This is a genomic window from Nocardia sp. NPDC049737, assembly GCF_040674755.1.
GTDB lineage: Bacteria > Actinomycetota > Actinomycetes > Mycobacteriales > Mycobacteriaceae > Nocardia.
This window is the reverse complement of sequence record NZ_JBFANH010000005.1, coordinates 297,696-309,862: the sequence shown is the minus strand read 5'-3', so window position 1 is coordinate 309,862 and position 12,167 is coordinate 297,696. Positions and strand designations below refer to the sequence as shown.

13 protein-coding genes are annotated in these 12,167 nt (G+C 66.0%); 6 read left to right on the top strand and 7 right to left on the bottom strand.

Going from position 1 to position 12,167, the window contains the following annotated elements; genetic code table 11:
- Positions 1-96 precede the first annotated feature (96 nt).
- Together AB0J47_RS09975 and AB0J47_RS09970 are read right to left on the bottom strand one after the other, a co-directional pair.
- Entirely contained in the window at positions 97-480 is a 384-nt protein-coding gene (locus tag AB0J47_RS09975; RefSeq protein ID WP_364342842.1) for a DUF427 domain-containing protein, read from the bottom strand.
- A gap of 15 nt (positions 481-495) precedes the next feature.
- Positions 496-990, bottom strand: coding sequence for a hypothetical protein (locus tag AB0J47_RS09970; protein WP_364342839.1), 495 nt, complete (start codon positions 988-990; stop codon positions 496-498).
- Here AB0J47_RS09970 and AB0J47_RS09965 point away from each other — a divergent pair.
- Positions 954-1,994, top strand: coding sequence for an aromatic ring-hydroxylating dioxygenase subunit alpha (locus AB0J47_RS09965; protein WP_364342836.1), 1,041 nt, complete (start codon positions 954-956; stop codon positions 1,992-1,994). The genes AB0J47_RS09970 and AB0J47_RS09965 overlap by 37 nt on opposite strands.
- Here AB0J47_RS09965 and AB0J47_RS09960 read toward each other — a convergent pair.
- The gene (locus AB0J47_RS09960) at positions 1,980-2,747 is read right to left on the bottom strand and encodes a tyrosine-protein phosphatase (protein ID WP_364342833.1); all 768 of its coding nucleotides are present in this window, start codon (positions 2,745-2,747) and stop codon (positions 1,980-1,982) included. The two genes, AB0J47_RS09965 and AB0J47_RS09960, sit on opposite strands and share 15 nt — an antisense overlap.
- A gap of 35 nt (positions 2,748-2,782) precedes the next feature.
- Here AB0J47_RS09960 and AB0J47_RS09955 point away from each other — a divergent pair, with 35 nt between their 5' ends.
- Complete coding sequence (locus AB0J47_RS09955) at positions 2,783-3,478, top strand: TetR/AcrR family transcriptional regulator (RefSeq protein ID WP_364342830.1); 696 nt, start codon at positions 2,783-2,785, stop codon at positions 3,476-3,478.
- On the opposite strand, the gene AB0J47_RS09950 is transcribed toward AB0J47_RS09955, so the two are convergent.
- The 3 genes from AB0J47_RS09950 to AB0J47_RS09940 are packed head-to-tail and all read right to left on the bottom strand — an operon-like array spanning position 3,420 to position 6,619.
- Complete coding sequence (locus AB0J47_RS09950) at positions 3,420-4,265, bottom strand: SDR family oxidoreductase (RefSeq protein WP_364342827.1); 846 nt, start codon at positions 4,263-4,265, stop codon at positions 3,420-3,422. The genes AB0J47_RS09955 and AB0J47_RS09950 overlap by 59 nt on opposite strands.
- Positions 4,266-5,492: an acyl-CoA dehydrogenase family protein gene (locus tag AB0J47_RS09945; RefSeq protein WP_364342824.1), complete on the bottom strand. Its 1,227-nt coding sequence runs from the start codon at positions 5,490-5,492 to the stop codon at positions 4,266-4,268.
- On the bottom strand, positions 5,489-6,619 hold the full coding sequence (locus AB0J47_RS09940; protein ID WP_364342821.1) for an acyl-CoA dehydrogenase family protein: 1,131 nt from the start codon (positions 6,617-6,619) through the stop codon (positions 5,489-5,491). The genes AB0J47_RS09945 and AB0J47_RS09940 overlap by 4 nt, the downstream gene beginning before the upstream one ends.
- 202 nt (positions 6,620-6,821) lie before the next feature.
- On the opposite strand from AB0J47_RS09940, the gene AB0J47_RS09935 reads away from it, so the two are divergent.
- The 3 genes from AB0J47_RS09935 to AB0J47_RS09925 all read left to right on the top strand — a co-directional run bounded on the left by AB0J47_RS09935 (position 6,822) and on the right by AB0J47_RS09925 (position 9,963).
- Positions 6,822-8,117, top strand: coding sequence for a cytochrome P450 (locus AB0J47_RS09935; RefSeq protein WP_364342818.1), 1,296 nt, complete (start codon positions 6,822-6,824; stop codon positions 8,115-8,117).
- Positions 8,114-8,302, top strand: a complete 189-nt coding sequence (locus AB0J47_RS09930; RefSeq protein ID WP_364342816.1) for a ferredoxin — start codon at positions 8,114-8,116, stop codon at positions 8,300-8,302. Before AB0J47_RS09935 ends, AB0J47_RS09930 begins: the two co-directional genes overlap by 4 nt.
- A 116-nt stretch (positions 8,303-8,418) precedes the next feature.
- On the top strand, positions 8,419-9,963 hold the full coding sequence (locus tag AB0J47_RS09925) for an acyl-CoA synthetase (RefSeq protein ID WP_364343099.1): 1,545 nt from the start codon (positions 8,419-8,421) through the stop codon (positions 9,961-9,963).
- A 44-nt stretch (positions 9,964-10,007) separates the two neighbouring features.
- Here AB0J47_RS09925 and AB0J47_RS09920 read toward each other — a convergent pair whose 3' ends face one another.
- Positions 10,008-10,391 (bottom strand): MarR family winged helix-turn-helix transcriptional regulator, encoded by a 384-nt coding sequence (locus AB0J47_RS09920; protein ID WP_364342813.1) that lies wholly within the window; start codon positions 10,389-10,391, stop codon positions 10,008-10,010.
- 250 nt (positions 10,392-10,641) lie between these two features.
- Between AB0J47_RS09920 and AB0J47_RS09915 the strand changes: the two genes are divergently transcribed.
- Positions 10,642-12,087, top strand: a complete 1,446-nt coding sequence (locus AB0J47_RS09915) for an MFS transporter (RefSeq protein WP_364342811.1) — start codon at positions 10,642-10,644, stop codon at positions 12,085-12,087.
- The last annotated feature ends 80 nt before the right edge of the window (positions 12,088-12,167 follow it).

Genomic DNA, 12,167 nt, shown 5'->3' with positions numbered 1-12,167 from the left:
CGGTACGGCCATCGACGCTCATCAGCAAAGCGGCCGCCGACCCCGAACCTCGGCCTCGTGCCCCACTCCCGATCGAGCGAATGAGCGGCCAGGGACTTACTGGATGACCGCAGGGGTGGCTACGCCCACCTCGACGCGGACTCGATCCTGATAGAAAGCGATGTGGCCGCTCAATATCGCGACCTCCGGATAGGGCTCGGCGTATTCCCAGGCGATCGGATCCGGGCCATCGGCCGGACGCCAGTAGCGCGCCGTGCCCTTGAACGGGCAGCGCGAGGTCTGCTCGTGGGGGACGAGCAGGTCGAAGCGCACATCGGATGCGGGCAGATAGCACACGATGCCGTGATCCTGTTCCGCGACAAGCAGACTCGCGGTCGACTCGGCGAATATCTGGTCGCCGTAGGTGACACGCACCAGATTGCGGATGCGCCGGATATCGACGCGATAATCCGGCCGATCGATATAGCCCGATGGCTCCACGAGGTCTCCTGTGGGTCAGAGCAGGGTATCGGGGGTCGCAGCGCGTGGTTGGAGGCCGCGCATCATCGCGTGCACGCTGTATGAGGCGACTACGGTCCCGTCTTCGGTATGAACCCGGCCTTCGCTCTGAGCGTGGCCGCGCCCAGCGTAGGTGACGCGGGTCGCGTACAGCAGCCACTTCGTCACGTCGACATCGTCGTGGAATGTGATGGTGGCCATGGTGATTCCGGTCGAGATCGACCGATGTGCCATCGCTTCGCCGAAACCCGCGTGCGGGCGCAGCGCGGCGGCCACCGTCCAATGGGTACTGGACTGGGTCAGCAGCGCGGCATGCAGGTAGTCCTGCTCCGGTGCGTCGCGGAATCGCGTCCAGACGAACAACTCCGGCGGGCCGACCCGATTCGGATCCGGGTCGTAAGCGTCGTCGACCACCCGCATATCGCGACCGTCCACCTCGGTGCCCGTAATCGCGAGTGAACGCAGCCGAGCAGGCGGGTCTACCCGGGGCATCGGGGCCGCCACGCGGCAACAAGCTGGTCTGGGACGACTATCCCGGGCAGGAGACAGCCGGTACCTGCCGACAGTTCACCTGCAAGTACCACGCCTGGCGCTACAACCTCGCCGGCGAGGCCACTTTCGTACAGCAGGAGCAGGAGTTCTTCGACTTCGACAAGGACCGGTTCGGTCTGAAGTCGGTGCGCTGCGAAGTGTGGGAGGGCTTCGTCTTCGTCAATCTCGATGACGATGCCGCGCCGCTGACCGACTATCTCGGCAAGTTCGCCGCAGGACTGGCGGGCTACCCGTTCGGGAAGATGACCGCGATGTACAAGTACCAGGCCGAGGTCGGGAGTAACTGGAAGCTCTACGTCGATGCCTTCGCCGAGTTCTACCACGCGCCCATCCTGCATGCGAAGCAGTACGTGGCCGGGGAGTCGCAGAAGCTGTCGAACTTCGGCTTCGAGGCGCTGCACTACGAACTGGACGGGCCGCACGGCATGGTGTCCTCATGGGGTGGCATGGCGCCGCCGAAGGATCTGAATATGGTCAAGCCGATCGAAAGGGTATTGCGCAGCGGCAATTTCGGCGCCTGGGATCGCCCGGACATTCCCGCGCTGGACAATCTGCCACCCGGACTGAACCCGACCCGGCACCGGGCATGGGGCCTGGACTCCTACGTCTTCTTCCCGAATTTCATGATCGTCGTGTGGGCGCCGGGCTGGTACCTGACGTATCACTACTGGCCGACCGCCTACAACAAGCACATCTTCGAGGGCACCTGCTATTTCGCCCCGGCGCGCAACGCCACCGACCGGTTGCGGCAAGAACTGGCCGCCCTCACGTTCAAGGAATTCGGCCTGCAAGACTGCAACACCCTCGAGGCCACCCAGACCATGCTCGAATCACGGGCGGTCACCGAGTTTCCGCTCAATGACCAGGAGATCCTGTTGCGGCATTTGCACAAGCAGGCTGCCGACTTCGTGGCCGGGTACCGGGCGCGGTCACGAAACGGATGACTGGACCAACCGCTCTCGCAGCGCGGTGAGAGTCGAGGGCGACAACCCGGCCCTGGTACGCAGGTAGCCCTCAATACTTCCGTGGTTTTCCCGAAGCGTGGTGAGCATGGTGGCCATCGCCAGCCGCGGTGCGCCGAAGACCGCGCGGTAGCGCGCGGGGTCGACATCCTCGGGCAGGCGCGCGAGCAGGCGGGGCAGGCGCCGCTCGGTGAAGTGGATGGCGCTCAATTCGTAGTCGTCGAGAATTGTCGTCTCGTCGACGCCGAGCGCCGCCAGCAGTAATGCGGCGGCGACGCCGGTGCGATCCTTGCCCGCGGTGCAATGGATCAGGGCCGGGGTACCGTTCGCGTCGGCTAAGTCAGAGAGTATCCGCCCGAATATCTCGGCGTCGAAATCGACCATACGGCGGTACATTTCGGCGAGGAAGTCGTCGGGAATTTCCGCGGGCCGGGTGCGGATCAGCTCGGCGTTGGCCCGGGTGTGGGCCGCGGTGCCGCCGATGGTGAGCGGTATCCGACGCACGGTCGCGGGCAGCGCCGAGGGGGAGCGGTCGCGCTCCTCGTCGGTGCGCAGGTCGTAGGCGACGAGCAGACCGAGGCGCTCGACGATGGCGAGGTCGGCGATGCTGAGCCGGTGCGGAGCGTCGGAGCGATAGACCATGCCCCAGCGTGTGTATCCGCCGTCGACGGTCCGATAGCCGCCGAGATCGCGGAAGTTCGTCGCACCCTGCAGGGTGAGGACACGCTCGCGCATTTGCGCCGACTCCTATTTCTGAGAATACTCTTCTTGTGAGTGAGAATAGCCTTGCGGGTCCCGAGGTGGATGTGGTGGGCCGCATCGCCGCCAGGGCTCTCGCCAAACGCGAGGCGACCTATGCCGATGAGGTGCGCCGCCTGCTGGATGCCGCGATGGCTGTCATCCGCGCCAGCGGGACCGCGTCGCGACCGCGCGTAACCGATATCGTCGCGGCCGCCGGTCTGTCCAATGACGCCTTCTACCGGCATTTTCCATCGAAGGACGCACTCATCTCCGCCCTCATCGAGGATGGCGCCGAGCGCCTGGTGCGCTATGCCGCCCGTCGAATGCGCAAAGCGGATACACCGGAAGACCAGGTGCGCCGGTGGGTCGAGGCGGTGCTGTCCCAGGCGGCCGATTCCACAGCGACGTTGACCAGGGCGGTGCTGTGGAACGCCGGTGGGTCAGCTCCGGATATAGATGCCGGATCGCCGACGCCGAGCGATCGGCTCGCCACACTGCTGCACGGCGCTTTCGCCGAATTGGGCAGCCAGGACCCGCAATTCGATGCCGCGCTCGTCGCACACGCGACCGTCGGTAGTCTGACCGATTTCCTCTGGCGTCGGGTGGAGCCGACCGCCGCCGATATCGACCGCACGACCGCCTTCTGCCTGCGCGCGATCACCCCGATCAACTCTGGAGATAGCGCAGCGGAGCGTAATTGGCCCAACCGGTATCCGGCCAGTTGAACCAACCCGCCGATGCCGATGTGCCACCGTCGGGATGCAGGGTGGTGCCGGTGAGGTAGGCCGAAAGGGCCGAGGCGAGGAAGACTACGCAGTTCGAGACGTCGGTGACCTCACCGGGGCGCCCCAGTGGGATGGCGACCCGAGCCCCGGTCGGATCGGACATGGCTCCGTCGCCGTGTGAGAACCTGGCCAGGTTGGGGGTAGGTACGAAGTCCGGGGCCACGTTGTTGACCCGGATCCGGTCCGGTGCGAGTTCGATAGCGAGCGTGCGGCCGAACTGTTCGACGGCCGCCTTCGCGGCGGCGTAGACAGCGAAACCCGGTGCGGCACGGTGCGCTTCGATGGTGGTGATATTGACGATGCTGCCGCCGCGCCCACCGGCCTGCATCCGCGGCACCGCCAATGCGCAGGCGTGGAATACATGCAGCAGATTGGTGCGCAGCAGCGCGTCCCAGCCCTTCGGCGTGGTGTCGGTGAACGGGGCACGGAAGGTGCCGCCGACGACATTGACGAGTATGTCCAGCCGACCCCAGCGCTCGTCGACGGCGGCGAACAGTGCCGTCAGCGTATCGGGATCGCGGGCGTCACCGACCTGCACCAGGGCATCGCGATCGGCCATCGAGCGGCGCAGGGCCTCGGCGGCTTCTGCATCGAGGTCGAGGACCGCGGGCCGGACACCGTTGGCGACCAGATCCCGCACAATCGCCTGCCCGAGTCCGCCTGCGCCGCCGGTGATCACGGCTACCGTGCCATCGAGGCCGCCGCGTTGTTCGAACCATCTCGTCACTCAACGACTCCGTTCGACCTTGTTGAACGGCACGTCGCGGTCGGCGGTGTGTTCGCGGGGCATGCCGAGTAGCCGTTCGCTGATGATGTTTCGGGCCATTTCGGTGCTGCCGCCCGCGAGGCTCCAGGCATTGCGGAACAGATAGTCGATGCCGAGTTGGCCGATGCCAGGACCATCCGGATCGCCGGTCACCGCCGCCGCACCCGCGATCGTGACCGCGGAATCGGTTTGCAGCAAGGCATTTTCGGCACTGAACAGGCGAACGATGGACCCGGCCGCGGGCGGCAGGGCGCCGGTGCCGATGGCGTGCGAGACATGCGCGATGAGTTGGTTGCGGACCACGATCATGGCCCTGGCCGCCCCGATATCCTCACGCACCCGCGGGTCGTCGAGGCGGCCGGTCGCGCGAGCCAGGTCGACCAGCGTGGTGGCCTCCGCGCCGAGATGCGGGCGCTGGCCGCTGGTGTAGGGCGAGGTGCCGCCCATGGCGGCCCGTTCGTGATTCAGTAGCCGCGACGCCGCCGCCCAGCCGCCGCCGACCTCGCCGATCACGGCCTCGGCGGGTAGCCGGACATCGTCGAAGAACTCCTGGCAGAACTCGGTCGACCCGGTGACCTGTTTGATCCGCTGGATGGTCACTCCCGGCGTGGCGACCGGGACGAGGAACAGGGTGAGGCCGTTGTGCTTGGGCACGTCCCAGTCGGTGCGGGCCAGGCACAGTCCGTAGTCGGCGGCATAGGCGCCCGAACTCCAGATCTTGGAGCCGTTGAGGATCCACTCGGCACCGTCGCGATCGGCGCGGGTGATCAGCCCTGCCAGATCCGAGCCGCCACGTGGTTCGGATAGGAACTGGGCCAGGATCTCCGCACCGCGCAGCACCGCCGTCAGATGCGCGCGCTTCTGCTGTTCGGTGCCCAGCTCGAGCAGGGTAGCCGCGCAGATCGCGAGCGTGGGCACATTCAGCACCAGCGGCATCTCGTAACCGAGCGACTCCTCGGTGAAGGCCTGCTGGTGGGTGGGGGTGAGCCCTTGGCCGCCATAGGCTTTCGGGAAACAGATACCCGCGAAGCCGCCTTCGAAGAGGATGCGTTGCAGTTCGCGCGCGCGATCCCACACCTCGTCGTGGTCGGCGCCGGTGTAGGTCTGCGTGGTTGGCGGGAGGTTTTCCTTCAGCCAGCGCCGGGCGCGGTCGCGGAAGCTGTCGACTGGTTCGAGATCGGTGGTCATGCGGCGCTGCGGACGAGTAGGTCGGTGATGCGGCGATGATGTTCCTCCGGGGTCCCGTACAGGGCCCGACCGTAGGTGACGCGCCGCAGAAACAGATGCAGGTCGTGTTCCCAGGTGACGCCGATACCGCCGTGGATCTGGACGCAGTCCTGGACGATCACCGGCGCCTTCGTCCCGACATACGATTTGGCGACGCTGACGAATTCGGCTGCCGTGGACAGGTTTTCGTCGATTGCCGCGGCTGCTGCGCGCGTGGTCGCGTGGCAGGCCTCCAGCCAGGTCTTGTTATCGGCCATGCGGTGTTTGAGGGCCTGATAGGAGGCCAGCGGGCGGCCGAAGGTGTAGCGGTCGAACATCCAGGTCACGGTGGCGTCGAAGGCGCGCTCGGCAGCGCCGACCGATTCCGAGGCGCTGAGCGCAGCTGCGATATGCAGTTGCGATTGCGTTGCCGCGGTGGCGGTTTCGCCCTGTTGGACCACGGCATCGGCCTCGACGAAAACATCCGCGAACTCGACCCGGGCGGTACGGCGAACGAGGTCGAGCGTCCAGGTCGGGGTGACTGTCACGCCCGGGGTATCGGCGCGCACCAGGAGTTGGATCGGGCCGTTCGGGCCATGTGCGGTGACGAGGAACACCTCGGCGCGGTCACCGGCTTCGACGCGATCCTTCCGTCCGGTGATCCGGTAGCCGGTGCCATCGGGCTCGGCGCGGGTGTCCGGGGCGGTGAGATCCAAACCGTGGCCCGGCTCGTAGAGCGCCCATGCGGCGATGGCATCGCCACTGACGATCTCGGCGATCACATCGGTGAACCGATCGCCCGCGGCCGCCAGTCCGGCGAGTACGGCGCTGGTGGGAATCAACGGGCCGGGCGCGCATGTGCGACCGAACTCCTCGGCCACCAGCGCGAGTTCGGTCAGCGGCCGGCCGGAAATCGAGCCGCCGCCGAGACTTTCGGGCACCAGCATCGCCGTCCAACCCAACGCCGCACCCCGGCGCCACCACTGGTCATCGAAACCCGTTGCGGTATCAGCCAGTTCGCGGACCGTCTCGATCGGCACGGTGCGGTCGAGGAACTCGCGGGCTGTCGTCTGGAACAGCCGCTGATCGGCGGTCGGCTCGACACTCATGAATTTCGGTCCTCCGAATCAACCACTGAGCAACCTGCTCACCGGGCTGAGACGCGCTGGTCGGAAACCGCGCGCCGCCGGCTCCTATTTGACGGTCTCCGATACCGATGTGAGAATCGGATTCAACAGTTATTGAGAGTAGCATTCTCGCGTGCCGGTCGGTAGATCCGTGGCGAGCGCGCGGTGCCGAAGGGAGCCATCAGTGGTGAACGACTTCGAGGAGATGGACTTCTTTCTCGGGCGGGAGCTCATAGCGGATCCGTATCCGTACTTCGACGCCATGCGCGCGCAGTGCCCGGTGGCGCGCGAGAACCACCACGGCGTGTACATGGTGACCGGCTACAACGAGGCGCTCCAGGTGCTGAACGACACCGAGCACTTCTCCTCCTGCACCTCGGTGACCGGTCCGTTCCCTGGTTTCCCGGTGCCGCTGGAAGGCGATATCGATGCGCTGATCGCCGAGCATCGCGACAAACTGCCGTTCAGCGACCAGCTGCCGACCCTGGACCCGCCGGTGCACACCCAGCATCGCGGTCTGCTGATGCGTCTGATCACCCCGAAGCGCCTCAAGGAGAACGAGGACGCGATGTGGACGCTCGCGGACCGGATGCTCGACAGCTACCTCGCGCCCGGCCGCGGCGACTTCATCCGCGACTTCGCCGGACCGTTCACGCTGTACGTCATCGCCGACCTGCTCGGCGTACCCGCGGCCGATCAGGAGGAATTCCTCCAGGCATTGCAACGCGACCCGCACCGGGAGGGCTCCGCCCTCGGCAGTACCGAGGGTGAATCCATGCACCACAACCCGATCGAATTCCTCTACGGCAGGTTCGCCGACTACATCGAGGACCGTCGTCGCGAGCCGCGCGGTGATGTGCTCGGCAGCATGGCTACCACGATGTTCCCGGACGGCTCCGAACCCACGGTGCTCGATGTCGTCCGGGTGGCCGCGAATCTGTTCTCGGCCGGTCAGGAGACGACCGTTCGACTGCTCAGCTCCGCGCTGAAACTGCTCGCCGAAAAGCCCGAACTGCAGCGATGGTTGCGCGAGGACCATTCGCGCGTACCGAATTTCGTCGAGGAGGTGCTGCGCATGGAGAGCCCGGTCAAGGGTGACTTCCGGTTGTCGCGGATGCCGGTCGACGTCGGTGGGGTCGACGTACCCGCCGGTAGCACCTTGATGGTGGTGAACAGTGGCGCCAACCGGGATCCGCGCCGCTTCGACGATCCGTCGACCTTCGATCCCGAGCGTTCGAATGCCCGCACCCACATCGCTTTCGGCCGTGGCATCCACACCTGCCCGGGGGCGCCGCTGGCCAGGGCCGAGGCCCGCGTGGCCATCGAGCGGCTGCTGGACCGCACGACCGATATCCGCATCGACGAAGCGGTGCACGGCGCCGCCGACGCACGCGCGTACGAGTATGTGCCGACCTTCGTCCTGCGCGGCCTGACCGCGCTGCATCTGGAATTCGATACCGCGGAAGGTGGTACCCGATGAAGGTCTCGGTCGATTCCGACCGCTGTCGCGGACACGGTGTGTGCCTGTCGTTGTGCCCGGAGGTGTTCGCCCTCAACGACGACGGGTACGCCGAAGTGCAGACTCCCGAGGTTCCGGCTGACTCCGCCAGTGCCGTCCTGGTGGCGGTGTCGGCCTGTCCGGAGCATGCCATCACCGCGAGTTGATCGGCGCAGCTGACCGGCATCTCGAGGAAGAGCGTTATTCTATGGCCGAGAATCACATTGCCGAGCCAGGCGATCCCGTGGCGGGCGACGTTGGTGTGCGGACCACAGCGGCACCGATGACGCCCGGCTGGCATGCCGGTCGGGTACCGGATCGCCCGGCGATCGTGCTGGCGGCCAGTGGTGAGGTGGTGACCTACGCCCAGTTGGAGCAGCGGTCGATCCGGTTTGCCAGGGCCCTGCGCATGCGCGGGCTGGCGGTCGGCGACCACATCGCGATTCTTATGGAGAATAATCGCCCGTTTCTCGAGATCACGTGGGCGGCGCAGCGCTGCGGTTTGTACTACACCGCGGTCAACCGGCATCTGAAAGCCGGTGAGGTGCAGTACATCTTGGACGACTGCGGCGCCACCGCGCTGGTGACCAGCGAGTCGATGGCCGAGGTGGTGGCCGAACTCGACCTCTCCGCCATCCCGGTCCGGATCGTGGCGCTGGGGGAGCTTGTCGGTTTCGAGCAGTACGAGGATGTGCTGACGGCGACATCGCCGCATCCGCTCGGCTCCGACGAATGCGAGGGCCGGGAGATGCTGTACTCCTCGGGAACGACCGGGCAGCCCAAGGGAGTTCGCAAACCGCTGCCCGGCGCTCCGCTCGGCGATCCGGATTCGGCGCCGGTGCAGATCGCGCGGGGTCTGCTGGTGAGCGGCGCCAGCGCGGATGCGGTGTATCTGTCGCCAGCGCCGCTGTATCACGGTGCGCCGCTGGTGTTCTCGATGTCATGGCATCGAATCGGCGCGACCGTGATCGTGATGGAACGCTTCGAACCTCGGCAATGTCTGGAGCTGATCGAGCGTCATCGGGTCACGCACGCGCAGATGGTGCCGACCATGTTCGTGCGCCTGCTGCGGTTACCGGAGGCCGAACGCGAACGCTACGACATCTCCAGTCTGGTCGATGTGGTGCACTCGGCGGCCCCGTGCCCGGTGCCGGTGAAGCGGCAGATGTTGCAGTGGTGGGGGCCGATCATTAGTGAGTACTACTCCGGGACCGAGGATGTCGGAAACACCTACATCAGTGCCGAACAGTGGTTGGCACATCCGGGTTCGGTGGGCAGACCGGCGCTGGAGTGTCACATTGTCGGCGCGGATGGCGAGGAGTTGCCGCTCGGCCAAGTCGGGGTGGTGTATTTCGGTGGGGGACGGCCGTTCGAATACCACCACGATGCCGCGAAGACCGCGTCGGTGACCCATGAGAAGGGTTGGCGCACCCTCGGCGATGTGGGTTATCTCGATGCTGAGGGCTACCTATATCTGACCGATCGGCAGGCCCACATGATCATTTCCGGCGGGGTCAATATCTACCCGCAAGAGGCCGAGAACGTCCTCGCCGCACATGCCGCGGTCGCCGATGTCGCCGTGCTCGGCGTACCGGACGAGGAAATGGGCGAGGCGGTGAAAGCCGTTGTCCAACTGGTCGACCCGCCCGCCGCCGGTGCCGAAATCGCGGCCGAGCTGATCGCCTACTGTCGTGCGGAATTAGCCGCCTACAAATGCCCGCGCACCGTCGATTTCGTCACCGAATTGCCTCGTGATCCCAGCGGCAAGCTCTATAAACGCCAACTACGCGCCCGGTACTGGAAAGGCCACGACACGCTGGTCAACTGACCCACCTGCCGGCCGGGCGGCCACTCGACGCGTGGCGATCGAGATCAAGCGGAGCTGGTGGCTGGGGCGGCTGATGCCGCCATGGTTTCCACCTGATCTTGATCGCCGGCGGCTCGCGAGTTGGGGCGGGGCCAGGTCCGTCCGTGTAGGCGCTCGATGTCGCTGTTGAAACGTTCTAGGTAGCAGGCGAATTCGGCGCGGTCCTCGGTGGTCCAATCCTGTGTCACCGCTGCCAGTACGTCGATGATGCCCGCGCGCTCCTGGTCGAGGCGCTGATCGCCGGCAGCGGTGACGCGGAACTCGCGTGCGATACCGCCCGCCGGATCGGGGATGCGTTCGACGAGCCCGGTGTGCAGCAGTGTGGCGGTCTGCCGATGCAGCGTCGACACATCCAATCCCAGTGCGTCGCTGAGCTGACGCAGCGACATCGGGCCCTGGATCCGCAGTCGGCTCAGTAGCAGATACGAGCTGCGCTCCAGGGGGTCGTCGGTGCTGCGGGCTCGGTCGGTAGTGGCCGAGTAGCAAGGTCTCGAACTCGATCAGTTGTATGCGCTTGTCCATGCCTTCCTTCCCCGGATATGTGCATCGCACACAATGCGTGTATTGTTCACGCGTAATGCATGCTACACATTTAGTGTACGATACACGCTAGTTGTTGTGAGTCCGAGGGAGATTTGCGTGGACAAGCCTGATTCCGCCGTCCGGCCGGGCGCCATCCTGGCGGTGCTGGCATATACCGGCATCGTCGCGTCGCTGATGCAGACGCTCGTGGTGCCTTTGCTCGGCGAGTTGCCGCAGATTCTGAATTCCTCGGCGGCCAATACGTCCTGGGTAGTCACGGTCACCCTGCTGGTGGGTGCGGTCGCCACCCCGGTCGCCGGTCGCCTCGGCGATATGTTCGGCAAGCGTCGGATGGTGATCGCCTCGACCGTGCCGCTCATCGTCGGCTCGGTGGTTTGTGCCATGGCGGGTTCGTTGCTGCCGATGATCATCGGCCGCGGCCTACAGGGACTCGGTTTCGGCACCATCCCGCTGGCCGTCGCGCTGCTGCGAGATGTGTTGCCGCCCGAGCGACTCGGCTCGGCCATCGCGCTGATCAGCTCTTCGCTCGGCATCGGCGGCGCGCTCGGTCTGCCCTTGGCGGCGGCGGTCACCGAGTACAGCAACTGGCGGGTGCTGTTCTGGGCCGCGGCGGGGTTGGTCGCGATCGCCACCGCACTGATCACGGTGATCGTTCCGGAGGGTATTGCCGAAGGGCCGTCGGGTCACTTCGACGGACTCGGTGCGGTGCTGCTGGGGGGAGGTCTGGTGTCGCTGCTGCTCGCCGTGTCCAAGGGGGCGACGTGGGGTTGGACGAGCGGCAACATTCTCGGCCTGTTCGGTGCCGCCGTAGTGCTGCTGCTGGTGTGGGGTTGGTGGGAGCTGCGGACTGTCGAGCCGCTGGTCGATCTGCGGGTAACTGCGCGGCCGCAGGTGCTCGTCACCAATCTCGCAACGGTCGCTATCGGTGTCGGTATGTACGCGTTGCAGCTGAGTGTTCCGCAGTTGATGCAGCTGCCCAGCTCACTCGGCTACGGTCTCGGCCAGTCGATGATGGCGATGGGTCTGTGGATGGCGCCCGCCGGAATCATGATGATGCTCATCTCCCCGGTCGGCGCGAAGCTGTCGGCATTGCGCGGTCCGAAGTTCACCCTTGTCGTCGGTGCCGTCGTCATGGCCATCGGCTACGGCGCCGCGCAGGTTCTGATGGGCAGCACCTGGGGCCTGCTGATCGTGAACATCATCTGCAGCTCGGGTGTCGGTTTCGCCTACGGCGCCATGCCCGCCCTGATCATGGGTGCGGTGCCGCAGTCGGAAACCGCTGCCGCCAATGGCTTCAACACTCTGATGCGCTCGATCGGCACCTCGACCTCCGCGGCGGTAGTTGGCGCGGTGCTCGCACAGCTGACCGTCACGGTCGGCGGTCACAGCATCCCCACCGAGAACGGCTTCCGGGTCGCGTTCATGATCGGCTGTGGCGTATCGGTCTTGGCGGCCTTGGTCGCCATGGCGATTCCGGTTCGCCGTGCGCTGGCTGTCGGTCCGGCCGAGCAGCCCGAAGCGGAAGTCCCAGCACGGGTCTGATAGCTCAACCGTGCAGCGTGGCGCGGTGGGAACGGCGCCCCGAACCTGCACCTGCAGCAGGTTCGGGGCGTCGCCGCAAT

What these genes read in the sequence shown, in the direction of transcription:
- AB0J47_RS09970 (WP_364342839.1), bottom strand. Translation starts at nt 990, where the DNA reads ATGCCCCGGGTAGACCCGCCTGCTCGGCTGCGTTCACTCGCGATTACG.
- AB0J47_RS09960 (WP_364342833.1), bottom strand. Translation starts at nt 2,747, where the DNA reads ATGCGCGAGCGTGTCCTCACCCTGCAGGGTGCGACGAACTTCCGCGAT.
- AB0J47_RS09945 (WP_364342824.1), bottom strand. Translation starts at nt 5,492, where the DNA reads ATGACCACCGATCTCGAACCAGTCGACAGCTTCCGCGACCGCGCCCGG.
- AB0J47_RS09940 (WP_364342821.1), bottom strand. Translation starts at nt 6,619, where the DNA reads ATGAGTGTCGAGCCGACCGCCGATCAGCGGCTGTTCCAGACGACAGCC.
- AB0J47_RS09930 (WP_364342816.1), top strand. Translation starts at nt 8,114, where the DNA reads ATGAAGGTCTCGGTCGATTCCGACCGCTGTCGCGGACACGGTGTGTGC.
- AB0J47_RS09925 (WP_364343099.1), top strand. Translation starts at nt 8,419, where the DNA reads ATGACGCCCGGCTGGCATGCCGGTCGGGTACCGGATCGCCCGGCGATC.
- AB0J47_RS09920 (WP_364342813.1), bottom strand. Translation starts at nt 10,391, where the DNA reads ATGTCGCTGCGTCAGCTCAGCGACGCACTGGGATTGGATGTGTCGACG.